Origin of the sequence: Pseudomonas sp. LRP2-20 (assembly GCF_024349685.1) — a bacterium.
In the GTDB taxonomy this organism is placed as follows: domain Bacteria; phylum Pseudomonadota; class Gammaproteobacteria; order Pseudomonadales; family Pseudomonadaceae; genus Aquipseudomonas.
Genome location: NZ_AP025944.1, coordinates 3797118 through 3819834 on the forward strand (window position 1 = coordinate 3797118; position 22717 = coordinate 3819834).

23 protein-coding genes and 2 riboswitches are annotated in these 22717 nt (G+C 63.1%); of the genes, 15 read left to right on the top strand and 8 right to left on the bottom strand.

Features of this window, described 5'->3' with window-relative positions; genetic code table 11:
- Nucleotides 1-26: 26 nt before the first annotated feature.
- Nucleotides 27-932, top strand: a complete 906-nt coding sequence (locus OCX61_RS16890; RefSeq protein ID WP_261940543.1) for an AraC family transcriptional regulator — start codon at nt 27-29, stop codon at nt 930-932.
- A gap of 115 nt (nt 933-1047) precedes the next feature.
- Here OCX61_RS16890 and OCX61_RS16895 read toward each other — a convergent pair whose 3' ends face one another.
- The 6 genes from OCX61_RS16895 to OCX61_RS16920 all read right to left on the bottom strand — a co-directional run bounded on the left by OCX61_RS16895 (nt 1048) and on the right by OCX61_RS16920 (nt 6914).
- Nucleotides 1048-2238, bottom strand: a complete 1191-nt coding sequence (locus tag OCX61_RS16895) for a multidrug effflux MFS transporter (protein ID WP_261940544.1) — start codon at nt 2236-2238, stop codon at nt 1048-1050.
- 48 nt (nt 2239-2286) lie between these two features.
- Nucleotides 2287-2892, bottom strand: a complete 606-nt coding sequence (locus OCX61_RS16900) for a thermostable hemolysin (RefSeq protein ID WP_261940545.1) — start codon at nt 2890-2892, stop codon at nt 2287-2289.
- 12 nt (nt 2893-2904) lie between these two features.
- Nucleotides 2905-4386, bottom strand: coding sequence for an AMP-binding protein (locus OCX61_RS16905; RefSeq protein WP_261940546.1), 1482 nt, complete (start codon nt 4384-4386; stop codon nt 2905-2907).
- Nucleotides 4383-5315 carry a TauD/TfdA family dioxygenase gene (locus OCX61_RS16910; RefSeq protein WP_261940547.1) on the bottom strand — a complete coding sequence of 311 codons (933 nt, stop codon included), beginning with the start codon at nt 5313-5315 and terminating at the stop codon, nt 4383-4385. The genes OCX61_RS16905 and OCX61_RS16910 overlap by 4 nt, the downstream gene beginning before the upstream one ends.
- Nucleotides 5316-5446: 131 nt before the next feature.
- The gene (locus OCX61_RS16915) at nt 5447-6382 is read right to left on the bottom strand and encodes a LysR family transcriptional regulator (protein WP_261940548.1); all 936 of its coding nucleotides are present in this window, start codon (nt 6380-6382) and stop codon (nt 5447-5449) included.
- A 25-nt stretch (nt 6383-6407) separates the two neighbouring features.
- Nucleotides 6408-6914, bottom strand: coding sequence for a MarR family winged helix-turn-helix transcriptional regulator (locus tag OCX61_RS16920; protein ID WP_261940549.1), 507 nt, complete (start codon nt 6912-6914; stop codon nt 6408-6410).
- Nucleotides 6915-7039: 125 nt separating this feature from the next.
- On the opposite strand from OCX61_RS16920, the gene OCX61_RS16925 reads away from it, so the two are divergent.
- Both OCX61_RS16925 and OCX61_RS16930 read left to right on the top strand, forming a co-directional pair.
- Nucleotides 7040-7852: an alpha/beta fold hydrolase gene (locus OCX61_RS16925; RefSeq protein WP_261940550.1), complete on the top strand. Its 813-nt coding sequence runs from the start codon at nt 7040-7042 to the stop codon at nt 7850-7852.
- Entirely contained in the window at nt 7845-9026 is a 1182-nt protein-coding gene (locus OCX61_RS16930) for an MFS transporter (RefSeq protein ID WP_261940551.1), read from the top strand. The genes OCX61_RS16925 and OCX61_RS16930 overlap by 8 nt, the downstream gene beginning before the upstream one ends.
- 20 nt (nt 9027-9046) lie before the next feature.
- On the opposite strand, the gene thpR is transcribed toward OCX61_RS16930, so the two are convergent.
- Nucleotides 9047-9592 carry an RNA 2',3'-cyclic phosphodiesterase gene (gene thpR, locus OCX61_RS16935; RefSeq protein WP_261940552.1) on the bottom strand — a complete coding sequence of 182 codons (546 nt, stop codon included), beginning with the start codon at nt 9590-9592 and terminating at the stop codon, nt 9047-9049.
- Between the two features lie 158 nt (nt 9593-9750).
- Between thpR and lpxO the strand changes: the two genes are divergently transcribed.
- The 9 genes from lpxO (at nt 9751) to OCX61_RS16980 (ending at nt 20093) form a co-directional block, all read left to right on the top strand.
- Nucleotides 9751-10650 (top strand): lipid A hydroxylase LpxO, encoded by a 900-nt coding sequence (gene lpxO, locus OCX61_RS16940; protein ID WP_085674219.1) that lies wholly within the window; start codon nt 9751-9753, stop codon nt 10648-10650.
- Between the two features lie 92 nt (nt 10651-10742).
- Nucleotides 10743-11087 carry a carboxymuconolactone decarboxylase family protein gene (locus tag OCX61_RS16945; protein ID WP_027919898.1) on the top strand — a complete coding sequence of 115 codons (345 nt, stop codon included), beginning with the start codon at nt 10743-10745 and terminating at the stop codon, nt 11085-11087.
- A 78-nt stretch (nt 11088-11165) separates the two neighbouring features.
- Nucleotides 11166-11735 (top strand): GNAT family N-acetyltransferase, encoded by a 570-nt coding sequence (locus OCX61_RS16950; RefSeq protein ID WP_261940553.1) that lies wholly within the window; start codon nt 11166-11168, stop codon nt 11733-11735.
- A gap of 34 nt (nt 11736-11769) precedes the next feature.
- Nucleotides 11770-11975: riboswitch (cobalamin riboswitch) on the top strand.
- A gap of 107 nt (nt 11976-12082) precedes the next feature.
- Nucleotides 12083-14200, top strand: coding sequence for a TonB-dependent receptor (locus tag OCX61_RS16955; protein ID WP_261940554.1), 2118 nt, complete (start codon nt 12083-12085; stop codon nt 14198-14200).
- A gap of 209 nt (nt 14201-14409) precedes the next feature.
- A complete protein-coding gene (locus OCX61_RS16960) occupies nt 14410-15576 on the top strand; it encodes an acetyltransferase domain-containing protein (protein ID WP_261940555.1) in 1167 nt (388 codons plus the stop codon).
- 28 nt (nt 15577-15604) lie between these two features.
- A riboswitch (cobalamin riboswitch) is annotated at nt 15605-15808 on the top strand.
- A gap of 109 nt (nt 15809-15917) precedes the next feature.
- A complete protein-coding gene (locus OCX61_RS16965; protein WP_261940556.1) occupies nt 15918-16928 on the top strand; it encodes an ABC transporter substrate-binding protein in 1011 nt (336 codons plus the stop codon).
- On the top strand, nt 16928-17941 hold the full coding sequence (locus OCX61_RS16970) for a FecCD family ABC transporter permease (RefSeq protein WP_409260972.1): 1014 nt from the start codon (nt 16928-16930) through the stop codon (nt 17939-17941). The genes OCX61_RS16965 and OCX61_RS16970 overlap by 1 nt, the downstream gene beginning before the upstream one ends.
- On the top strand, nt 17938-18726 hold the full coding sequence (locus OCX61_RS16975; protein WP_261940558.1) for an ABC transporter ATP-binding protein: 789 nt from the start codon (nt 17938-17940) through the stop codon (nt 18724-18726). The genes OCX61_RS16970 and OCX61_RS16975 overlap by 4 nt, the downstream gene beginning before the upstream one ends.
- A gap of 17 nt (nt 18727-18743) precedes the next feature.
- Nucleotides 18744-20093 (top strand): OprD family porin, encoded by a 1350-nt coding sequence (locus OCX61_RS16980; RefSeq protein ID WP_261940559.1) that lies wholly within the window; start codon nt 18744-18746, stop codon nt 20091-20093.
- Here the strand turns inward: OCX61_RS16980 and OCX61_RS16985 are convergent.
- Complete coding sequence (locus OCX61_RS16985; RefSeq protein WP_261940560.1) at nt 20079-20606, bottom strand: GNAT family N-acetyltransferase; 528 nt, start codon at nt 20604-20606, stop codon at nt 20079-20081. The genes OCX61_RS16980 and OCX61_RS16985 overlap by 15 nt on opposite strands.
- A gap of 109 nt (nt 20607-20715) precedes the next feature.
- Here OCX61_RS16985 and OCX61_RS16990 point away from each other — a divergent pair, with 109 nt between their 5' ends.
- The 3 genes from OCX61_RS16990 (at nt 20716) to OCX61_RS17000 (ending at nt 22707) form a co-directional block, all read left to right on the top strand.
- The gene (locus tag OCX61_RS16990) at nt 20716-21195 is read left to right on the top strand and encodes a DUF2059 domain-containing protein (RefSeq protein ID WP_261940561.1); all 480 of its coding nucleotides are present in this window, start codon (nt 20716-20718) and stop codon (nt 21193-21195) included.
- Nucleotides 21196-21455: 260 nt separating this feature from the next.
- Nucleotides 21456-22232 carry a ParA family protein gene (locus OCX61_RS16995; protein ID WP_261940562.1) on the top strand — a complete coding sequence of 259 codons (777 nt, stop codon included), beginning with the start codon at nt 21456-21458 and terminating at the stop codon, nt 22230-22232.
- 64 nt (nt 22233-22296) lie between these two features.
- Entirely contained in the window at nt 22297-22707 is a 411-nt protein-coding gene (locus OCX61_RS17000) for a DUF2946 family protein (protein WP_261940563.1), read from the top strand.
- The last annotated feature ends 10 nt before the right edge of the window (nt 22708-22717 follow it).

Consider the following 22717-nt stretch of genomic DNA (forward strand, 5'->3'; position numbering starts at 1 on the left):
TGTCTGATTCTCTGCCCTGGTTCATCATGCAACTGACCCGCCACGTCGACGCCAACGCCCCGCTGTGTGCGCTGATCCGCAGCCTCGCCACCCGCCCGGGCTTCGTGCCCACGCACCTGCCCCAGGTGCAGGTACTGAGCTGGGACCACTACGTGGCCAGCAGCCCGCAGATCTACGAGCCGAGCCTGATGATCCTGGCCCAGGGCAGCAAACTGGCGCGCCTGGGGCCGCGTACCCTGGAGTACGGTGCCGGGCATTACCTGGTGCAGGCGCTGTCGGTGCCGTTCATGTGCGAGACCTTTGCCACCCCCGACGAGCCGCTGCTGGGCGTGGCGGTGGACATCGACCGCAGTGTGCTGGGCGAGCTGGTGCAGAGCATGGACCTGGCACCCGACCCGGCAGTACAGGCGCAGACGCCACAGTCGATGACCTCGGCGGCGCTCGATGCACCGATGCGTGAGTCAGTGGAGCGCCTGCTACGCTGCCTGCAGGACCCGGTGGACGCCAAGGTGCTGGGCCCGGCGCGTATTCGCGAGGTGCTGTATACCGCCCTGCGCGGCCCCCAGGCCGGGGTGCTGCGGGCGCTGGTCGAGCAACAGGGCCACTTCGCCCGCATCGGTGCGGCCCTCGCCCATCTGCGCGAACACTACACCGAGCCGCTGAGCGTCGAAGCGCTGGCCGCCCGCGCCAACATGAGCGTGTCCACGTTCCACGAGCACTTCAAGCGCTGCACCGACATGGCACCGATGCAGTACCTCAAGCGCCTGCGCCTGCTCAAGGCGCAGCAGATGCTGATCGGGGAAGGGCTGGGCGTGGCGCAGACGGCGCACCGGGTGGGCTATCAGAGCACCTCGCAGTTCAGCCGCGAGTACAAGCGCCAGTTTGCCCGCAGCCCCGGGGATGAACTGCCCTATCAGAGCCTGCCTGTCTGATACAGGATTTTTACCGCCCCGTAGATCAACATCAGGGCGATAGCCATACAGATCTGCCCCGGCAAGCCAAGGACGCGGCGCAGCCCCAGGGCTGATCTGCATGGCTGTCCGTGGCTCAGGCCGCCGTCGCCTGCTGTTGTACCCGCACACTCAGCATACCTGACAGCGAAACCAGCCACAGCACCAGGAACACACCGGCGATAGCGAGATTTGACGTTAGCTGCAAGGTGCTGACGATGCCTGAGGCTAACGAGCCAAATATCAACATCAAGCAGCCTTGCAAGCTTGCCGCAACACCTGCTCGATCAGGGAACAGGGACATGGAACGGGCCATGGCATTGGAGAAAATGAAACCCTGACCGAACGCAACCAACATGATGCCACTCAGGATACTCGCCAGGCTCAGCCCACTCGGCTTGGCAGCGATCATTGCTACCCCTAGCAAGAACAGCGACATGCCTGTCCACATCAAGACCTGCGGATTGACGCGCCGGATCAACGCCCGGTTCAGCAAAGTACCGACCAGGTAGCAGCTACCCACGGCGAGCGCCGTCGTACCGAAGTATTGTGCGCTATGCCCCAACCGCTCCTGGACAACATACGGCCCGAACACGTTCCACAACAGGAACGCCGAGAAACTGGAGCCAAGCACGGTCACCGAGGAAAGAAAACGGCTGTCAGCCAAGATGCAGCGGTAGCCAGCGATGGTCTGCAAGGGGCTGCGCCGCCCGGTGCGTGGTAACGACTCCTTGAGCCCCGCCAGCACAAAGGCCAGCACGATCACCGCGTACACTGCATACAGGACGAAATTGTAACGCCACCCCAGATGCACCTCGATCATGCCTCCCACATAGGGTGCAATGACGGGCCCCAAGCCGAAAGCCAGGCTGAGGTAAATGATTGCCACATAGAAACGCGGCCCTTTGACGATGTCCACCAGCAAGGCACGCGCAACTACCTGGCAAGCGCCGATAGCGAAGCCTTGCAGTGCACGGGCCAGCAGCAGCAACTCTATGGAAGTGGCAACCGTGGCAAGCACGCTGCCGGCAAGAAACACCAGTAGCCCCAAATGCACCGCCGGCCTTCGCCCACGGGCATCGGCCATGACGCCGAAGAACAGCTGGCCGATCGCATAGAACAATAGCGTGATGGTAATGGTGTTCTGCATCAGCGCAGGGCTGGCCGACAACTCCCGGCCGATGGAGGGAATGCTGGGCGCATACAGGTCGATGGCGATGCCGCCCACACTGTTGATCAGAGGCGCCAGAAAGACGATGAAATTCTCGTAACGCTTGGTCACGGTCATGCTTACCTCCAGCGCGCCGGGCAAGGTGATGCCCAGCGCGGGTCATGATCAGGCCGATGCCTGGCGGGTGAAATGTGACTGGGCGAGGCCAAGTTCAGGTGCGGGTGCGCGGGTCCAGATGCTGGGTGGTGACAAGCGGGACGCCACAACCCGTGGCTGTTGCTCGTAATAGGTACCCCAGTTGATGGCAGGCTCCTTGACTCGCCCTCTGTCCGCATTCCCCAGGTCGTCGAGGTTGTCGACAATTGGCAACAGCAGCTGGCGCACCTGTTCGGTCGCGGTCAGCACTACCAGGCCAAAGTTGCGCAGCGCCAACATGCTGATCACATTATTGAGCAAGTACTTGCCTGCCCCGCTGCCGCTTCGGAATGACGCAAAGGCACCGACTTCGGCGATGCGCCCGCGGTCCACGCCATAACGTTCATCCAGCCCTTCATCCAGGTAGTATTCGCTGAACAGCTTGCCGGAGTCGCCATAGCTGATACCGGCGCAGGCATAGCCCGGGGCCCCTCCGTTGGCATCTGTCAGGCAGACGAACAGATCGGGCTGCGGCTCTGGAGTGGCGTCATAGTGCTTCAGGTAATGCGCACGCACCGCCTCTTGCAGGCACCGGTAGCCGGGCCGCCCCTTATAGAAATTACGCACGATGTACATGGGGTTCCCTCCTCAGGCGTACATCTGATCAATGAAGCGAGCTTCGATCTCAGCACGTCGCGGGCGCCCGGTAACGGTGTAGAACTGCTCGCGGAACAGGGCGATATCTTCGATGACGTGAATCTGCCGAACCCTGGCAAAATCAGCGAGGCGATGCTCCAGACGTGCCATTTCGTCACGCACACACTCAGTGCCAGCGGTGCTGAGCACGATGGCGCAGGGCTCGTCCTTGCCCTCGCCCATGACGATCATGTCGTCCACCAGCGGGCTTTCCTTGTACACGTTCTCCACCCACTCGGGCGAAATGTTGCGCGCCGTGGAGAGGATGATTACGTGCTTCTTGCGCCCGGTGATGTAGAGGAAGCCGTCGCGGAACTCGGCGATATCACCGGTATGCAAATAGCCGTCGGACAGATCGCAAGCAGTATCGTCAGCGTTGTAATACCCCGCGCACAAGGTTGGCGTGCGGACCAGCAGCTCGCCATCGACCAGCTTGGGCTCGATTCCGTCGAGGAGCTTGCCGGCAGAGCCGATTCGCCGCTCGGCGGGCGAGTTCAGCGAAATGATCGACGAGTTTTCGCTCAGACCATAGGCCTCGAACACCTGCACACCACGGGCCTCCAGTGCCTCCAGGACGATGACCGGGATCTTCGCGCCACCCGTGATGATATGCGGGCGCTGCGAACCGAACAGTTGCTGCACCGAGCAGTGCTCCAGCAGCACGTTGGCCTCCTCCAGCAACTTGGGTGGCAAGTACAGGAAGTTCGGCTGGTTGGGGGCAATGAGTTCCAGGTACTGCGCAGCGTTGCCACTTGCCGCGCCGTATTCGGGCACGCCCTCGGGCATCAAGGACAGGGTGCCCCCCGACAGAATCGGGATGAACACGCCGAGCACCTGTTCGATCAACAAGCTCATGGGTACGATGGAGAAGTAGTGCAACGGTTGCTGTGGCAAGCGCTTCATCACGTTGTCCACCAACAGGCCGACCGCTTCGTCGCGAATCATCACCCCCTTGGGTTTCGAGGTGGTACCTGAGGTATGGATGATCGATACGATGCCGTCCGGCATCAATTCGTCTTCGTTGCGCCACTCATCGCCGATAGCCTGGGTCATCAGTTGGCCTGGAATGAAGCAAGGCTTGTCCGGCAGAATGCTGTGCAGGCGGCTAGCGGTTTTCTCATCGCTGACCAGTACCGCTGCAGCCTTGCCCAGCAGGCTGCCGATCTGATCATCGGAAAACTCGATTGGCACGGGCAACAGTACTGCACCGATTTTTTGAATCGCCAGTAACGTGTAGACCCATTCGTAACAAGAGCGCATGGCGATACCGAATACCTTGCGTTCGCAGCGCCCCACACGGCCTTCAAGCGCATTCGCCAGGCGCACCACATCACGCCGCAATTCGTGCAAGGTAATTTCACGCCCGCCCATTTCACGGATGACGACGCGGTCGGGCGTTCCTGCCAGGTAATCCTGCATTTTCTTGCTGATCATTGGCCGGTACCCCCGATGCGATAGCTCTGAGCGCCGAAAATGCGACGCGAAGTATCGTCCAGCCGGCGGCGGCCGTGCATGACGCGCGTGTTATCGATGACAATGATGTCGCCCTTCTGCCAGAAATGGCTGTAGGTATTGCGCTCCGTCACCTCCTTGATTTCATCCCATATTTCAAGCGAGATATCCTCCCCATCCGCCCACGTTATACGTGGCGGTTCGTAATTGACACTGGGGCCAAGCATCGAATTGCAGAACGCTTTGCGGCCGCTGAAGCAACTGGTTTCCACGGCTGAAATAATCAGTTCCGAGGCGATGAGGTTTTGGTCGATGCGACGATAAGTTTGCCCGTCGACCTGCTCATTGACTTGCTGCAGATGCTCGTCCGTTATCGCCTCCAACGGCAATTGCAGTTCAATGCTCAGGAATCGTTTTACGTTTTGCCACGGAATACGCCGGCTGTATCGAATTTCGCGCTGCTCAAATAACTTTCGGGTTTTCGCCGACAAGTCGAACAGCACGCGTTGGCCATCACAGAGCGTAGTTTGCGATCCGACAGAAGCCGCTTCCAGGCAATAGAACCACTGCACGTCAGGATTGAACGGCAGGTTTCCGTTTTCGCGGTGCAGCCCCATTTCATGCACGCCCGCCTCGATTTCCGCAGTATTCGACGTGGCCGCCTTGCGTGCAGGGTCAAAGGTGACGCGCGAAGAGTGTGCACTGACGAATTCATTAAAGTCAGTAAGACTATCTGCAAAGTTACGGTAAATGACCGCACCGCTATGGGCCAGGTCTTCGTACAGTCCTTCACCGCTGATCGAATCACAAACGCGGCTGTCACGATCGACAGCGATTACACATTCGAAACCGTAGCAAGGCGTCGGCTGCCGATAATAAGGAAGTACCAGGGGTTGCACGTGCGCCAGCATGACTCATTCCTCCGTGAAGTGTGGGTTCAGGTAGAACGTCCGCTACCTGATGACTACACAGTAAGTGAAATGAGTACATGGCTGGTTTTAAGAAATCTAAATGCGTTGTAAAAAATTAAAAATCCGTTTCATCAATCCGTCAGCAACGCCTCGGCGACTTGCTCGATCAACCCGCGCAAGCTGGAAAGATCTTTGCTGTCGCTGCGATCGCGCGCCCAGATCATGTCCAAGGTGAAGCTGGGAAAGCCAAGCGGCGGCTGGCAGACTTTCACTTGCGCGGGGATCCGCAACAGCGGTAACAACCGCGCAGGTAACGCAACGGTGGCAGGCACCGCGGCAACGATGTTCACGCAGGCCTGATAGCCGTTGGCGCGCACCAGCACATTGCGCGAGCGTCCCACTTTGTCTAACCAGCTGTCGACCATGTTCTTTTCCGAGATCCATGGCGTGGGGAATACATGGGGCGAGGCACAAAACTCATCCAGGCTCATTGCACCATCGTTCACCAGCGCGTCCAGGCTGGTCAGACATACGAAATCATCGTTGATCACCGCCTGCCATTGCAGTTCGGGGTGCATCTGGTGATAGCCCGGTCCAAAACCGATGGCAATATCAATTTCACCCGAAATCAGCCGGTCCACCGGGAGGTCACGGCTCAGGCGATCCAGATGCAGCGACGTGTTGCCATGGGTGCGAGACAGCACCGCCAGGGCCTGAGGCAGGAATGACAGTTCAAAATATTCCGGGGCACAAAGTCTCCAGATCTTACGCACGGCTTGCAGCGACACCGCGCTGTCGTCTTCTGCGCAGCGGTTGACGGACTCGACCACCACCCGCAGATAGGGAGCGATCTTCTCAGCCTTGGTGGTCGGCTGAAGCACACCCTGCGAAGAAGAAAACAACGTGTCGTCAAAACACCCGCGCAGGCGCTTGAGGCAATAGCTGACCGTGGGCTGGCTGACACTCATCAGCTCGGCAGTGCGCTTGGCGCTACGCAGCTCCAGCAAGTTGAGAAACACCACGATGTCCTGCAGGTCCAATTGCTTGAGGTAGTTGCTGTGAAGCATGGAAATTCCTCCTGAATATTCCAGTTCATTGAGTGGGAGCCCCCTCGCCGGGTAGATGCGCGAGCAACTGCTTCAGCAATTGTGCAAAAACTGCCCGCTGCTGTGCATCCAAAGGGGCCAACACCAACTCTTGAATCTCGGTATGTGTAAGGACGGCCCTCTCGATCAATGCCCTCCCCCCGGCGGTCAGTGCAACCTGATAACTGCGCTTGTCGTGGCTGTCGGCAATACGCTCGACCATCCCGGCGCTTTCCAGCCGAGCCAGCCGGTTGGTCATGGCCCCCGAAGTGATGAGCAACGAACGATACAGTTCAGTTGGCGTCAAGCGGTACGGCGCCCCTGCTCGACGCAGCGTTGCCAGCACATCGAACTCACCTTCCTTGAATCCGTACTGTGCCAACGCTTCGGCACGCATGCGTTCCAGGTGTTTCTGAATGCGCACCATACGCCCGAATACCTCCATGGATGTGACATCCACTGAGGGCATCGCCTGTGCCCATTGTGCCACCACGAAATCCACATGGTCATTCATCGCTTCCCTCGATCGTGCAAATTATCAACGTTAACCCGTGCACATTCCTGAACCCCGACGCCTTTAAACTATCTTAACGTTAAGCTATCTTGACGGGCATGTGGCTGAAGGATCAGGAGATACACATGGCATTTTTCACACACGGACAGCATCGACATTACTATTACGACGCAGGCGCCGGCAGCCCGGTTTTGCTATTGCACGGCCTCGGTAACAGCGGGCGGGCCTGGATACCTCAGGTCAGCGCGCTGCTTGGCCTCGGCCATCGCGTCATCGTATCCGACCTACTGGGCCACGGCGCGTCCAGTGAAACGCCCGAAGGTATCACAGCACATACCCAGGCACTGGAGATGCTGGCACTGCTCGATCACTTGGGGCTCGACAGCACACACCTGATCGGCCTGTCACTGGGCGGGATGGTGGCACTCGAAATGGCCTGTCATGCTCCGCAAGCGGTGCAGAAACTGGTCGTCGCCGGTACGTTCGTCACCATGAACACTTCACATCGGCAGAGGATGCTCGATGACTGGGCCGCAGGCCTGCGGCAGACGGATGGATGCCTGAAGCGATTCAAGTCAACCTGGCCGGCGTTGGTCGGTGCAGATTTCGCGGACTCTGCCCGCGGCCAGCGGCTCTACCAGGCTTGGCATGCCCAAGCCGCTCAATTGTCCGCGCAAGACCAGATCCGCTGGTGCAATGGCATGAAGCACTTCGACGTCAGCAACCAGTTGCCGCTTATCCAAGCCGCGACCCTGGTGCTCGCAGCCGAAGGAGACTCCATGAGCCCACGCTCGGAAGCCGAGGAAATCAGCCTCCGCATCGCTCACGCCCGACAGATAACCCTGGCGGGCGACGGCCATGTGTTCAACATCCCCCACGCCCATGCCTTCAACCTGGCGATAGGTGCCTTCCTGCAGGAGCAACCTCACGATGCGTAACCTGCCAAACAAAGCGTGCGTCGGCTTGTTGGCCGTCCTGATCGGATTGAACCTGCGCCCCATCATGGCCGCCATCGGCCCATTGCTGGGAACACTGCAGCATGAACTGGGCCTGAGCAACGCAGAAGGCGGCCTGCTGACGACTCTGCCGGTCATGATGATGGGCCTGTTTGCGCTCTCCGGCCCATGGCTGCTGCGCCTTGCGGGTGAAGTCAACGGCGTGGCGCTGGGTATCTCGCTGATTGCCATGAGTTGCGCCGCGAGGGCCTATGTAACGTCGAGTTCGGCACTGATCGCCACAGCGGCTCTGGGAGGTGTCGGCATTGCAGTGATCCAGGCATTGATGCCCGCGTTCATCAAGCGCAGTCACCCTGATAGCGGGGGTATGCTGATGGGGTTGTTCACCACGGGCATCATGGGCGGCGCAGCTCTGGCCGCCGCCTTTGCGGCCCCTGGCGCGGCCCTGATGGGTTGGCAGCTGACCTTGGGGGTGGCGGCTTTGCCGGCATTGCTCGGATTGCTCGCCTGGTTGTTCGCCGTCGGTCGCCACCCCGTTAGCCGCAGCGATGCCCGCTTGCCATACAGAAACGGGCGAGCCTGGTTGCTGCTGTTGTTCTTCGGTCTTGGTACCGGGGCCTATACGCTGGTGCTTGCCTGGCTTGCGCCGTTCTATGTCGAATTGGGCTGGACTGCCGCTGATGCCGGTTACCTGTTGGCAGCCCTTACTCTGACGGAAGTCTTCGCCGGCCTGCTGGTTTCAGCCCTCATTCAACGCTACCCCGACCGAAGGCAGCCGCTGACGATGGTGATAATCCTGCTACTTGTGGGCTTGGCATGCTTGATGATCGCTCCGCTGCAGCTCGCGATAGCGGCCACTATATGCCTGGGGCTGGGCATCGGTGCACTTTTCCCGCTTTCGCTCATCGTCACCCTCGACCACGCCGACTCGCCAGCGCAAGCCGGTGCACTCCTGGCATTCGTACAAGGTGGTGGCTACCTGATTGCCGCCACCGTACCGCTGATGGCCGGTGTAGTGCGCGACCACCTCAGTTCCTTGCACTGGGCTTGGGCAATAATGGTCATTGGCACCTTGCTGCTACTGGGGCTGTCCGCCCTGCTGCGCCCAACAACCAGGCATTCGCCAGAATGCGCCCCGCAGAGCATGAACCGGTAAGTGCCAGTGGCCTCCTGCAGTCAGTCTGCCAACGGCCACTGCGCCAGCGGCCAGTAACGGCCTTTGCGCGATTCGTACAGGGTGAAGTGCCTGGCGCTGAAATGGAAATCAGGTGCCACGGCCGCCTCCGGGGCCTGGCCGTGGAAGTCCCGTGACAAGGTGAGGTGCGGGCGGTAGTCACGGGCCTGTTCCTCGAACCCCAGCGGCAACAACGCCTGTTGCAGGCCATAGACCAACTGGCGCAAGGCAGCTGGCGTTTCCTGTGGTTCCAGCACCAACACATTGGCCCGCGGCCAGGTTTTCAGCTGATCCAGCAGCAAGCGCAACGGCGCGCCCGGCCGCGCCAGGTTGTCCACCGCCGCGCACACGGCAGGCACCTGGGCCGCATCCACATCACCCAGAAACAGCAAGGTCAGATGGAAGTTTTCGCTGGGCACCGGCTTGCCGCTGCGCAGGCCCAGACCGCGCCGCCACTGGCTTATCGCACGGCGTTGGGCGTCGCTGACGGGCAAGGCGAAAAACAGGCGTTTGAAGGGGGCGCCACTGGGGCGAATGTCCTGGACCATGGCGATCTCCACTGCACGAATCGTTTGCGCACACCATAGGCCATTACACCAAAGTCATCCGGCATTGGCGTAACAATATGTACAAACTCCCCCCATGATTGTTTATGCTGCCGGACTTATGCCATGGCGCATGGCCATTTTTCGACAAGTAACCGTCCATGAAAATTGCACTCGTACTGATCTTCGTCCTCTCGATCGCCTATGTTCACCTGCGCGGTCGGGTACGCCACAAGCTGACCCGTCAGCTGGGCGACCACTCCAGCTTCCTGGCCCCGGTCAACAGCTTCCTGTATCTGTTCTCCAAGCACCCGGCCAAGCCTTACCTGCCGGTGGAAGCCTTCCCCGAGCTGCAGCCGCTCAAGGATCACTGGCAGGAGATCCGCGCCGAAGCCCAGCAGCTGCTGCACGTGGGCGAAATCAAGAAGTCCGACAATTATGACGATGTCGGTTTCAATTCGTTCTTCAAGACCGGCTGGAAGCGCTTCTACCTGAAGTGGTACGGCGAAAGCCACCCGTCGGCCATGACCCTGTGCCCACGCACCACCGAGCTGCTGCAAGGCATCGGCACGGTCAAGGCGGCGATGTTCGCCACCCTGCCACCGGGCGCCAAGCTGGTCCGTCACCGTGACCCGTATGCCGGCTCGTACCGCTTCCACCTTGGCCTGGACACGCCCAACGATGACGGCTGCTACATCGATGTGGACGGCGAGAAATACTCCTGGCGCGATGGCGAGGGCGTGGTCTTCGACGAGACCTACATCCACTATGCAGCCAACACCACCGAGCACAACCGCATCATCCTGTTCTGCGACATCGAGCGCCCGCTGAAGTACCGCTGGGCCACCGCGTTCAACCGCTGGTTCAGCCGTAACGTCATGGCCGCTGCCGCCGCGCCCAACGATGCCGGCGACAAGACCGGCGGCATCAACCGCCTGTTCACCCGCATCTACAAGATCCGCGAGCGTGGCAAGGCGCTGAAGAAGCGCAACCGCATGCGCTACTACCTGGAGAAGTGGCTGGTGGTCGCAGCCCTGGTGCTGGTGTTCGTCTACATCTGATGGCCCGCTTGCGCCTGTCACCGGCTGCCGGCGACAGGCGCAAATTCGACTAGCCTGAAAGCTCCTCCCGCAACCTCCCCAAGGTGAAGACGATGAGCATGATGGACTGGGACGCCTACCGTAAGCAGTTGATGGCCGGCATCGGCGATCTCAAGCAATTGTCCCCCGACACCGTGGCCGGCTACATGACCGCCAGCGGCGCGGGTGCCAAGACCAACCACCTCGACGCCAAGACCCGCGAACTGATCTCCCTGGCCGTGGCCGTCACCACCCGCTGCGACGGCTGCATCGCCGTGCACTCACAGCAAGCCGTCAAGCACGGCGCCACCCGCGAGGAAATCGCCGAGGCCCTGGGTGTGGCCGTGGCGATGAACGCCGGGGCCGCGCTGGTCTACTCGGCCCGCGCCATGGATGCGGTGGGCAAGGCCAACGGCTGAAGGCAAGCGGCGTCGCCGCCCTTGCGCGACGGCGCCGCGCCACCCAGACTTGGCGGCCTAGCCATTGCAGGAACCGCCATGATCCACATCCGCCCCATGACGCCCGACGACTTCGAGCGTTTCTGGCCGACCTTCCAGGCCATCGTCCAGGCCCGCGAAACCTACGCCTTCGACCCCGAGCTGAACCTCGAGCAGGCACGCCAGCTGTGGCTGCAACTGCCCCTGCACACGCTGGTGGCCGAAGCGGATGGCGAGCTGCTCGGGTCCTACTACCTCAAGGCCAACGCCGCCGGCCCGGGCGCACATGTCGGCAATTGCGGCTACATGGTCTGCGAGGCCGCCCGTGGCCGTGGCGTGGCCCGGCTGATGTGCGAGCACTCGCAGAAGCTGGCGCGCCAGGAGGGCTTCCTGGCGTTGCAGTTCAATTCGGTGGTGGCGAGCAACGAAGTGGCCGTGGCGTTGTGGACCAAGCTGGGCTTCGAGACCGTTGGCCGGCTGCCCAAAGCCTATCGCCATGCCCGCCTGGGCTTGGTCGACTGCCTGGTGATGTACAAGTGGCTGGCCGATGAGCCAGTGGTGGAAAAGCCGCCGCTGCTGATCGGGCGCAAGAACATCGAGGCACGGGTGTCGCGCCGCCGCGGGCGCTGACACACGCATTTGACGCACTGGCCATTCAATGGTCAGATGCGCGCCAGTTTCAGGTGTCCTGCGCCGCCGTGCGCAGGGTGAAACGGGAAGCCGGTGCGTCGTGGTCCACGACAAGTCCGGCGCTGCCCCCGCAACGGTAAGCGAGCGATGCCTTCGACACACCACTGTGCGCCAGCATGGGAAGGTGAAGGCCTCACGACCCTCGCAAGCCCGGAGACCGGCCTGAAGCGCTACTTGGCAACCCGCGGTGGGCGGGCGCAGGCCGGTATCCGCGTGCGCCTGCGTACGGGGTGCGCCTTTGCGTGTTTTCCACCGGGATCCATTCATTCCTGCAGCAGTGGAACGACATGTCCCGATTGATCAAGCTTCATCCCCTGGCGGCCTGCCTGGCCGTTACCCTGCCAGCCCTGGCCGACGAACCGGTGCTGAACCTCCCCTCCACGGCCATCACCGATACCCGTGACCCACAGCGCGTCGACCTGGCCACGCCGACCGAAGCCGGCTCACGGCTGCACCTCAGTGCCCTGGAAACCCCAGCCAGCACCAGCAACATCACGGCCGAACAGATCGAGCAGCGCAACAACCTCACCGTGCAAGACGCCGTGACCCGCTCGCCCGGCATCACCTTCATCGGCAACCCAGGCGATGGCGGCACCGGCCTGTCGGCACGCGGCTTCGCCGGCCATGGCTCGGTGATGACCCTGTTCGACGGGGCGCGCCTGTACACCGGGGCCGGCACCCAGACCTTCCCGGTCGACCCGTGGATGGTCGAGCAGATCGACGTGATCCGCGGCCCGGCTTCGGTACTGTATGGCGAAGGCGCCACCGGGGCGGTGATCAACGTGATCCCGAAAAAACCGTTCACCGGCGACATCCATAACCGCCTGCGTCTGGGCTACGGCTCGTGGGATCGCCAGCAGCTCGGCCTGGACAGCGGTGGCAGCCTCAGCGAGCGCCTGAGCTACCGCCTGACCCTCAACCAGCAGGCCGGCAACGGCTGGGTCGACCGCACCGATTCACGTAGCCTGGCCCTGAGTGTTGCACTGCGCTTCGATGCCAGCGACGACCTGAGTTTCACCCTGGCTCACGAGCGCGGCGACGCCCAGCCCGCCAACTACTACGGCACGCCGCTGATCGACGGCCATTACCGCAGCAGCCTGCGCAAGAAGAACTACAACATCCAGAACGACGTACAGCGCTACCACGACGAGTGGAGCCGATTCACCACCGACTGGGCGATCAACGACCACCTCAGCGCCAGCAACCAGCTCTACTACATCAAGAGCCGCCGCCACTGGCGCAACGCCGAGAACTACAGCTGGGACGCCGGGCGCGAGCAACTGGAGCGCCAAAGCTACCTGGAGATCAAGCACAACCAGGAGCAGGTCGGCGACCGCCAGACCTTCAGCTTCGACCACAGCCTGCTTGGCCTGGCCAGCAAGACGCTGGTCGGTGTCGAGTACAACAAGGTGCGCTTCAACGTCGACAGCAACCGGCCCTACAACGATGTGGGCGGCGACTTCATCGACCCGTGGCAGCCGAGCCCAGGCGGGTTCCACAGCGATTCGCCGACCCGCCCGCAGACGCTGTCCAGCACCCACACCTTCGCCCTGTTCGCCGAGAACCGCCTGCAACTCAGCGAACGCCTGTCGCTGGTGACTGGCGTGCGCCGCGACCAGAACCATATCGACCGCGACAACCTGGTCGACGGCAGCCGCAACGACCGCAGCCTGCAAGGCGGCAACTGGCGCGCCGGGTTGGTGTTCGCGGTCAGCGACGACCTGTCGCTCTACGGCCAGTACTCCACCAGCGAGGACGGCGTGGACAACCTGGTCAGCCTCAGCCCGACGCAGATGCACTACGACCTGACCAAGGCGAAGCAGACCGAACTGGGCCTCAAGCAGCGCTTCTGGGAGGGCCGTGGCGAGTGGACGCTGGCGGCGTTCCATATCGTCAAGCGCAAGCTGCTGGTGGATGACCCGATCACCCACGAGGCGCAGCAGGCCGGGCAGCAGACCTCCGATGGCCTGGAGATGTCGCTGGAGCTGGCCCTGGGGCAGCAGTGGCAGGTGTCGGCCAATGCCGCGCTGGTGCGGGCGAAGTTCGATGACTTCGAGGAGGTGGTCGATGGCGTGGCCCAGGACCGTGCCGGCAACCGGCCGGCCAATGTACCGCGGCGCACGGCCAACCTGTGGTTGAGCAAGGGCTTTGGCCAGCAGGTGGAAGCCGGGATTGGCGCGCGGTATGTGGATGAGCGCTATGCCGACACGGCCAATAGCCAGCGTGCGCCGGGGTATACCGTGGTCGATGCGAACATCGGCTGGCAGGTGCTTCCGGATGTGCGGCTGGGGTTGCAGGTGAACAACCTGTTCGACCGGGAGTATGTGGCGTCGATATTCAGTGGCGAGCAATGGGTGATGGGCGCACCACGGTCGTATTTCGCCACCGTGGATTACACCTTCTGATTTGAGGGCCTCTTCGCGGGTGAATCGGGGCGCCGAACCGCCGCTCCCACAGGGATTGCAAAAGCTTCAGGCCTTGCACAGTACCTGTGGGAGCGGGCTTGCCCGCGAAGAGGCCAGCTCAGGCAACTCAAAAACTGCTATCAACCGCAAATAAAATAGTTATAAGATAACGTTTCATTTGACATTGATTCCTGCCTGCGACCCTTTCCATGACCAGTGCCTCAGCCACCCCCACCCTGCTTACCCAGCGCCTGCAGAGCATCGATGCCCTGCGCGGCCTGGTGATCCTGTTCATGCTCCTCGACCACGTGCGCGAAACCTTTTTCCTGCACCGCCAGGTCAGCGACCCGATGAGCATCGATGCCACCGACCCGTCGCTGTTCGCCAGCCGCACCCTGGCCCACCTGTGCGCCCCGGTGTTCGTCCTGCTCACCGGCCTGTCGGCCTGGCTGTATGGCGAGAAGTACCAGGGCCGCAGCGATGTCTCGGCGTTCCTGTTCAAGCGCGGGCTGTTCCTGGTGGTGCTGGAATTCACCCTGGTCAACTTCGCCTGGACCTTCCAGCTGCCGCCGAGCGTGATCTACATGCAGGTGATCTGGGCCATCGGCGTGAGCATGATCGCCCTGTCGCTGCTGGTGTGGCTGCCACGCCCTGCCCTGCTCACCCTGGGCGCGCTGATCATCGCCGGGCACAACCTGCTCGACGGCCTGCACTTCGGCGTGGACTCGGCCATGCACGTGCCGTGGGCGATCCTGCATGAGCGTGGCTGGCTGGAAGTCTCGGAGAACCTGCGCCTGCGCACCTCCTACCCGGTGCTGCCGTGGATCGGCGTGATCGCCCTGGGCTATGGCCTGGGCCCGTGGTTCGCCCGTGGCAGCGACGCCGCCGAGCGCCAGCATCGGCTGCTGATGGCCGGCGTCATTGCCCTGCTCGGCTTCATGGTGCTGCGCCTCTACAACGGCTACGGTGAAGCGCCGTGGAGCGGCTATCCAACCATCACCCAGACGCTGATGAGCTTCTTCAACATCACCAAGTACCCGCCTTCGCTGCTGTTCCTGGCCCTGACCCTGGGCTGTGGCCTGCTGTTGCTGCGCGCCTTCGAACGCGCAGGGCTTGCCCGCTGGATCAGCGCCCTGGCGGTGTTCGGCGCGGCGCCGATGTTCTTCTACCTGCTGCACCTGTACGTGCTCAAATTGCTGTACCTGGCCTGCGTGGCGCTGCTCGGCCTCAACCATGGCGACTACTTCGGCTTCGATGGCATCGGCGCGGTGTGGCTGGCTGCGCTGCTGCTGGCAGTGGCGCTGTACCTGCCGGTGCGCGGGTTCGCCCGGCTCAAGGCGCGCCGGCGCGACATCCGCTGGCTGAAGTACTTCTGATTTGGCGTTTCACCCGGCGGCCGGATCGTCTACCATGCGGGCCGCCGGTTTCCACCACGGAATTAATAGGGAATCCCAGGGCCCGCCCCACAAGGCGCGCCAATCGGAACTGCCCCCGCAACTGTAGGTGCCGAGCCTGCTCCATCGATGCCACTGGATCAACAGATCCGGGAAGGCCGGAGCCGGGCGAGGACGCACCAGTCAGGAGACCTGCCGGCAAACATTCACCAACCGGCGGGGTGTCCGGGATGGCCATCCGTGTTGCCCCTGTACATGCAGGGGCTCGGCGATGCCTGTCCGTGCGTTCCTCACCAGAACTGTCCGATAGGAGATCGCCCAGCATGCTGCCCCGTATCGCCACCTTGCTCGCAGGCCTGAGCCTCACCGGCCTGGCCCAGGCCGCCGCCACCCACTACCCGCTAACCCTCGACAACTGCGGCACAGCGCAGACCTTCACCCAGGCGCCCGAGCGTGCGGTCACCATAGGCCAGGCCGGCACTGAAATGCTCTATGCGCTGGGCCTGGGCGACAAACTGGCCGGGACCTCGCTGTGGTACAACAACGTGCTCCCCGAGTACCAGGCGCAAAACGCTCAGGTGCCGCGCCTGGCCGACAATGAGCCCAGTTTCGAAGCCGTGGTCGGCAAGCGCCCGCAGCTGGTGGCAGTGCAGTTCGAGTGGATGGTCGGCGCCCAGGGCGCGGTCGCTACCCGTGAACAGTTCAGCGAGCTGAACATCCCGACCTACCTGCTGCCCTCGGACTGCGAAGGCAAGGACAACCTGGTCGGCGCCGACGGCACCCGCCTGCAGGCGTTTCAGATCGAGAGCATCTACAAGAGCGTCAGCCAACTGGCCGAGATCTTCGATGTGCAGGACCATGGCGCCGCACTCAATGCCGACCTCAAGGCTCGCCTGGACAGCGCGAAACAGCAACTGAGCGGCAAGGACCTGAGCAACACCTCGGCCCTGTTCTGGTTCTCCAGTGCCGACCTCGGCATCGCTCCCTACGTTGCCGGCCGTCAGGGCGTGGCCGATTTCATGCTGCGAACGCTGGGCGTGCGCAACGTGGTCGAGTCCACCGAGGAGTGGCCGACCGTGGGCTGGGAAACCCTGGCCAAAGCCAACCCGACCTGGCTGATCATCGCGCGCATGGACCGCCGCCGCTACCCTGCCGACGACTATCAGAAGAAGCTCGAATTCCTCCACAGCGACCCGGTGACGAAGCACATGGACGCGGTGAAAAACAACCGCATCATCATCCTCGATGCCGACGCCATGCAGGCCGGTATCCGCTTGTTCCGTGGCCTGCAGACCCTGTCTGCGGCCTTCGCCAGCGGCAAAGCGGCGCAGTGATGAAAGCACTGCCCTACAGCGCTCTGGCCCTGCTGGCCCTGCTCACAGCCGTGCTGGCCGGCACCGCCATCGGCGAGACCAACCTGTCGCCGGGCGTGGTCTGCCAGGTGCTGGCCAACCACCTGTGGCAGGCCGGCTACCCGGTCGACCCGATCGACGCCGGCATCGTCTGGAACTACCGCCTGCCCCGCTCGCTGGTCGCCGCCGCCTGCGGTGCGGGGCTGGCGACCTGCGGGGTGATCCTGCAGGCGCTGCTGCGCAATCCGCTGGCCGAACCTTACCTGCTGGGCCTGTCCGCCGGCGCCTCGACCGGCGCGGTGCTGGTCGGCCTGCTGGGCCTGGGCAGCGCAGCCCTGAGCATGTCCGGCGGCGCCTTCGCCGGTGCCCTGGCGGCGTTCGCCCTGGTGCTGGTGCTGGCCCGTGCCGCCGGACCAGGCGGCAACAATGCCCAGGTGATCCTCGCCGGCATCGCCGGCTCGCAGCTGTTCAACGCCCTCACTGCCTTTCTCATCACCAAGTCAGCCACCGCCGAGCAGGCCAGGGGCATCCTGTTCTGGCTGCTAGGCAACCTCAGTGGGGTGCGTTGGCCGTCGGTGTGGCTGGCCATGCCGGTGGCCGTGTTCGGGCTGATAGTGTGCCTGTGGCACCGTCGGGCGCTGGATGCCTTTACCTTCGGCGCCGACTCGGCGGCGTCGCTGGGCATTGCCGTACGCCGTAGCCAGTTGCTGCTGATCAGTTGCGCGGCGCTGGTGACGGCGGTGATGGTCTCGATCGTCGGCGCTATCGGCTTCGTCGGCCTGGTCATTCCCCATGCCTTGCGCCTGCTGCTCGGCCCAGGCCATAGCCGCTTGCTGCCGGCCAGCGCCCTGGGGGGTGCGTTGTTCCTGATTGCCGCCGATATCCTCTCGCGCACGCTGATCCCCGGCCAGGCGATCCCGGTGGGCGTGGTCACCGCACTGCTCGGCGCGCCGGTATTTGCCCTGATCCTGGTCAGCCGGAGGGGGCGCCCATGACGGCCATGAACACCGCGCAACTGGCGCCACTCGCGTGCCATGGCCTGGGCTTGCAACTGTCGGGCAACACCGTGCTGAGCAACGTCGAACTCAGCGTGGTGGCCGGTGAGACCTTGGCCATCGTCGGCCCCAACGGTTCAGGCAAGTCGTCCCTGCTCAAGCTGCTGGCCGGCTTGCGCACACCCGATACAGGCAGCGTGCAGCTGCTTGGCGAGCCACTGGCACGCCTGCCGCGCCGGCGTATCGCCCAGGCCCTGGCGCTGGTCGAGCAACAAGCCGACACCCTCGATGCGATCAGCGTGTTCGATGCCGTAGCCCTGGGCCGCACGCCGTGGCTGTCGGCGCTGGCCCCGTTTTCCAGGGAGGACCGCGCCATCGTCGAGCAGGCCCTGGCCGACCTCGATGCCGCGCATCTGCGCGCACGCATCTGGCGTTCGTTGTCCGGCGGCGAGCGCCAGCGCGTGCACATCGCCCGTGCCCTGGCCCAGCGCCCACAGGTACTGCTGCTCGACGAGCCGACCAACCACCTGGACATCCAGCACCAGCTAAGCCTGCTGCAGCAGGTGCAGGCACTGCCAGTGACCACCTTGGTGGCCCTGCACGACCTCAACCAGGCACTGACCTGCGACCGCGTGGCGGTGCTCGACAACGGCCACCTGGTCGCCCTCGGCAAGCCGCTGGAGGTGCTCACCCCCGAGCGCCTGCTGAGCACTTTCGGCGTGCACGCCCACTACCTCACCGACCCCTTCGACGGCGCGCGCATCCTGCGTTTTCGCGCCCCCTGAACCCGGAAGTGCCTGCCATGTCGTTGCGCCCCGCCACTGTGCTGTTATCCCTGCCCCTGGCAGGCCTGGCCCCGTTCGCCCTGGCGGACTCGGCGCAATCGCAAAGCCACGGTTTGCTCGAAGACAGCAGCTGGAGCCTGCTCAACCGCACGGTCTACGACCAGCGCGATTACAAACACGGTGGGCGCAACAGCAGCGCACGCAATGCCTACAAGCCGCGCAGCGAACGTAATGGCATGGCTGAAGAATGGGCCTACGGCCTGATGGGCACCTTGCAGTCCGGCTTCACCCAAGGCCTGATCGGTGTTGGCGTCGATGCCCACGTCTATCAGGGCGTGCAACTCGACAGCGGCGGCGGTCGTGCCGGCAAGGCGCGCCTGCTGAGTGTGGACAACGACGGCCATCCAAAGAACGAATACAGCCGTGGCGGTGCAGCGCTGAAGCTGCGGGTATCCGGTACCGTGCTGTCCTGGGGAGAACAGCGGGTGAAGACGCCCGTGTTCAGTTCTTCCGACAGCCGCCTGCTGCCCGAAACGGCCACCGGATTGTTCCTCTCCAGCAACGAGATCGACACCCTCAAGCTGGTCGCCGGCCACTTCAACGAAAATACCGACCGCAACGCGTCCAGCCACGACCAGGGCTTCGTAGTGAACTACTCCGACGGCCGCCAGGGCAACAGTTTCGACCTCGCCGGCCTGGTGTGGAACCCCGGCGCCGCCTTCAGCGCCAGCCTGTACACCTCGCGCTACGAAGACAACTGGAACCAGCACTACCTCGGCAGCACCCTCACCCATGCACTGGACGAACGCCGCAGCCTGAGCCTGGACCTCAACCTGTACCGCACCACCGACACCGGCAAGGCGCTGTCCGGGCGTATCGACAACACCACCTGGAGCCTGGTCTCGCGCTACAACCAAGGCCCACACAGCGTCAGCCTCGGCTGGCAGCAAGTGGACGGCAACACGCCATTCGACTACGTCAGCCGCGGGGCGATCTACCTCGCCAACGCCGTGCAGATGTCCGACTTCAACGCCCCGAACGAAAAATCATGGCAGGCGCGCTATGACCTGAACATGGGCGGCTACGGCATGCCGGGGCTGAGCCTGAGCGCCTTGTACGTACGCGGCTTCGATATCGACGGCACTCACGTCGACCCCAACGGCGGCTATGCGTACCTGGGTTATGGCAAGGGCGGCAAGCACTGGGAGCGGGACCTGGAGGCGCGCTATGTGGTGCAGAGTGGCAAGGCCAAGGGCACCACCTTCTCGCTGCGGCACAACATGCACCGGGGCAATACGGCGCAGGCGGAGCTGGATGGTGACCAGATCCGCCTGGCCGTGGAGTGGCCGTTGTCAGGCAGTTTCTGACAGGCCCACGCCCTCTATGGCGAGCCAATGCTCCATATGTGTCGTACGCCATACCGGGTCGTCCTCCACATCGATCAGCGAAAAGCCCTGCCGCTCCCAGAAGCGGATCGCCCCGGGCAAAAACGGGTGGGTATGCAGGTACAGGCATTCGACTGCAGCGGCACGGGCGTGCTCGCGCAAGGCGGCGAACAATGCTGCAGCCAGGCCATGACGGCGGTACTCGGGCAGCACGAACAGGCGCACCACCTCGACCACCCGCTTGTCGTGGTAATCGAGCTGAGCGAAGCGGTGGTCGTAAGGCAGATAGCCGACGCCGGCGATCAAACGACCTTGATCGCGGGCTTCGAGGAAATGGCCTTCGCCGTCCAGGTAAGTCTGCGCGAAGTGGGCGAGGTCCTTGGGCATCGGCGAATCGGCCAACATCGGGAAAAGCCCACGCCGAGCGCTGTCGATGAACGCCACGACTTCACGGATACTGCCGTGGCTGGGGGGTTGGATGATCCACTGGGTCATGAGCTTGGAAACGTGATCTGAGCGAGCGTTTTTCTACCTCAAGGGCTGATGGCTGGCAACCCGACACCGCTATAATCCCCCTTCTGCACTACGCCCCCAAGGCCACCCCATGCCCTGCATCCAGAAGTTGCTGCTACCCCTGCTGTTCATTGCCGCCCTTGCCGCCTGCGACCAGAAGCCCTCCCGCGAAGAGCAGATCCTGGCCAACCTGCCGCTGCAGGAAGCCTACGACCACAACATCGAGCGCATGGCCGCGCTGCTGACCCGCACCCACCCGCAGCTGGATGCAGCCACCATCAGCAACGTCCTGCGCAAGCACCTCACCGTCGAGGACCAGCGCCAGGACCTGTTCAAGCTCTACAGCGAGAAGCATTTCAGCGACGCCGAATTCGCCACCATCGTCGCCGCCACCCGCGACCCGGCCAAGGCCAGGGCGCTGGAAGAGACCGAAGAAGGCAAGCGCCTGAGCGACAAGCTTACCGGCCTGATGCGTGAGACCGCGCAGGACAAAAAGGTCCAGGCGCTGGCCGAGCAGCGCATGCAGCAGGTGGAGGATGAACTGAAAGCGCTGGAGAAGTCAGGCTCCTGATTCCTTGACCTGGCACCGGCTGCGCCGGTGTTCGCGGGGCAAGCCCGCTGTCACAGGATCACCCCATAGCTGACGGATGTGCGGTCCCTGGGGGCGGGCTTGTCGAGGCGTCGAACCGCCGTGAACAGGCCGCAACAGAGCGCTTGCGCTTCAGCAAAGATGAACTTCACTGCTGTAACAAGCCTTGTCATAAAACTGTCGTGATTCGGTCATAGGATTGACCCCTACCTGACATTTCCCTCTTCATGGATGAGCGTCTCATGCGTCGTGTGGTTTTCAATCAGAAAGGTGGCGTCGGCAAATCGAGCATCGCCTGCAACCTCGCCGCGGCCAGTGCGGCCGAAGGCTATCGCACGTTGCTGGTCGACCTCGACCCCCAGGCCAATGCCACCTACTACCTCACCGGGCTGACCGACGACGCCATCCCCGCCGGTATCGCCGACTTCTTCCGCCAGACACTCTCGCCGGTTACCGCCGCCGGCAAGAAGCACCGCGTGGCGATCACCGAAACCCGCTACGACAACCTGCACCTGGTGACCGCCAGCCCCGACCTCAGCGACCTGCAGAGCAAGCTGGAGAGCAAGTTCAAGATCAACAAGCTGCGCAAGCTGCTGGTGGAGCTGGGCGAGGACTACGAGCGGATCTACATCGACACCCCGCCGGCGCTGAACTTCTATACCTTCAGCGCCCTGGTGGCCGCCGAACGCCTGCTGATTCCGTTCGACTGCGACAGCTTCTCGCGCCAGGCACTGCTCAGCGTCATGGCCGAGGTCGAGGAACTGCGCCAGGACCACAACCCGGCGCTGCTGGTCGAAGGCGTGGTGGTCAACCAGTTCGCCGGGCGCACCGCGCTGCACCAGACCCTGGTCGAGCAGCTGCGCAACGAAGGCCTGCCGGTGTTGCCGGTGTACCTCAGCAACTCGATCAAGATGCGCGAATCGCACCAGGTTTCGGTACCGCTGGTACACATGGCGCCACGCCACAAGCTGGCGCAAGAGTTCGTCGAACTGCTGGACGCGCTCGAACGCGCGGCCTGAACTGCGACAACCTGCCACGGCCAGGCACTACCCTGCCGTTCGTCCGGGTGATAGATTCGCCGCCATGAAAATCACCCGGCACACCCGCACGCTGACTGCCTGGACGCTCTATGCCAGCGTCCTGTTCAGCCTGTTGCTGTGCGGCCTGCACCACGGCCAGATGGGCGGCCTGCGCCTGGCCGGGCTGGAAGGTGGTTTCTGCTCGATCAACAGCGAGCACGGTGTGGCCATCGACCTCGACGGTGCCGGTGGCGACCAGCACATGGCGCAGCTCGACTGCCCGGTGTGCTCCTCGTTCGGCCTGGCCGTGCCTCTGGGCAGCGGTGCCTGGTCGTTCAGCCCGGCACAGGTCACTGCCACCTCGCCCATCGTCGTGCGCAGCTGGGCGCAACCGCCACCCCGTTACCTGCGCCCTGCCCTTACCCCCCGTGCTCCCCCTGCCATCTTCCCCGCAGCCGTTACTCAAATCGCCTGACTTCAGCCGG